Origin of the sequence: Protofrankia sp. Cr1, from assembly GCF_963555865.1 — a bacterium.
Taxonomy (GTDB): Bacteria; Actinomycetota; Actinomycetes; order Frankiales; family Frankiaceae; genus Protofrankia.
Genome location: NZ_CAUVXO010000025.1, coordinates 1 through 2,060, shown reverse-complemented (window position 1 = coordinate 2,060; position 2,060 = coordinate 1). Strand labels below are relative to the sequence as shown.

General features: G+C 69.4%; 1 protein-coding gene. It reads right to left on the bottom strand.

Translation table 11 applies throughout. The annotated features are described in order from the left end of the window. Positions 1–1,936 (bottom strand): SpoIIE family protein phosphatase (locus tag U9980_RS04355; RefSeq protein WP_322766787.1); only part of this gene is annotated, 1,936 nt, incomplete at its 3' end. Positions 1,937–2,060 lie beyond the last annotated feature (124 nt).

The window sequence follows — 2,060 nt, the reverse complement described above, 5'->3', positions numbered from 1 at the left end:
CATAGAGGGCATCACGACCCTGGCGGATGGCGAGTTCGAAGGGGGTGGCGGCGTAGCGAATGGCGTTGGTGACCAGTTCGCTGACAAGCAGTTCGGTGATGTCGAGAAGTTCCGGGAGTTTCCAGTCGGTCAGGCTGGTGGTGGCGGCACTACGGGCGATCTTGGCGGCGCGGGGTTCCGGGGTGAGGATGAGGGTGTTGGTGCGGGCGGCCGTCGGGACGGTGGCGTGGATGAGCAGGAGCGCGACGTCGTCGTCATAGCCGTCGGTGCGGTCGAGGAATGTCAGAAGCCGGTCAGCGGTGATGTGGAGGGTGCCGGGGCGGGTGAGGGCGCGTAGGAGGCGTCCGATTCCTTCGTCTATGTCGATGGTGGCGGATTCGACGAGTCCGTCGGTGAACAGAGCGAGGGTGGAGCCCACGGGGAAGCAGTAGCGGGTTTCGGTGACGGTCTGGCGGCCGACGCCGAGGATCATGTCGGGGGCGTCCCCGCCACCGTCGAGAAGGTGGACCTGGCCGTCGGGGTCGCGCATGACAGGGGGCAGGTGGCCGGCGTTGGCCACGGTGATGCTGGCGGTGGCGGGTTCCCAGATGGCGTAGATCGCGCTGACGAGCGTGCCGTCAGGCCCGGTTCCGATCGCGCGAACAAGATCGTCAAGGTTGGTGAGTACGTCGGCGGCGGTCAGGTCGAGGGCGGCGAAGGCGCGGACGGCGGCACGGACCTGGCCCATGGCGGCGGCCGCGGTCAGGCCGCGGCCCATGACGTCGCCGATCACCAGGGCGACCCGCCCTGCGGACAGCGGGATGACGTCGAACCAGTCGCCGCCGACCTCGGTGCCGGCGGTTCCGGGTTCATAACGCCAGGCGACGTCCAGGCCTTCGACGGTGGGTACGTCGCCGGGCAGCACGCTGCGTTGCAAGGTAATCGCGGCGGCGCGTTGCCGGGCGTAGGCGCGGGCGTTGGCGATCGCGGCCGCGATCCGGCTTCCCAGTTCCCCGGCGGTCCGCGCGTCCACGTCGGTGTAGGTCCGCCCGGACGGACCCAGGCCGAAGTGGACGACACCGTGAAACTCACCCCCCGCCACCAGCGGCACCGCCAGGCCGGAACGGATACCGAAATGCCGGTGATAGTCCTCCGTGCCGGGAATCGCAATGCGGTCGACCATTTCCTGGTCGAACGTCAAATGGATGGGGCGCCCCAGCGTCAGGGCAAGGTGGCCGGGAGTACCAGGCCGCATCTTGAGAAGGCGTCCGGCGGTGTCGTCGGCTCCGGGCAGGGGCGGAGTCCCAGGCAGGTGCGCCCAGACCACTCTGCGCATCAGCAGCGGGTGCGGCCTCGCGTCGGGGTCCATCGGCTCGTCGGTCAGCAGGACCACGCACTCGTCGGTGAACTCCGGGACGACGAGCTCGACCAGCTCCTGCAGGGTCGCAGCCAGGTCCAGCGACGCTCCGACCAGCCCGCTGGCCCGGCCGAGCAGCCGCAGCCGCCGCTCCACCGCGTCACGCTCGGCTTCTGCCCTACGCTGCTCGGTGACATCGACCACCGCCTGACCGACCGCTACCGTTACGCCGCAACAATCCCGCAGCGGGTAGCAGGAGACACGGTGGATGCGTTCCTCGGGCCAGCGGAGCCGGGTCACGTCGATGATCTCCACATCCAGGCTCGCCTGCCCGGTCGCCAGTACGTGGCGGGCCATGTCCCAGGCGGCGGACGCCACCTCGGGCATCACCGCGGGTGCGGGCCTGCCCACGATCTCCTCGGCGGTCAGCCCAGTCAGCGCGAGCATCGCCTGGTTGACCCGAAGGACCCTCAGCTCGCGGTCAAAGATCGTCAGGGCGATCGGGACAACCTCGAACAGCTCACCGGCTAAGGCCGACGCAACCAGCTTCCCCGACCCCGCCGTGGTGCGCGGTCCAGGGGGACCCGACTGGCTGTTCATGGACGTGTTGTACCCCCGAAGCCGTGGCGTCGCATCCAGGTGCTCGTGCACTTCCCGTGCTCGTCGGCACCAAACGTCCAGGTGGCCGCCGCACTGATGCAGGGCCGAGTCCCGTGACACCTCC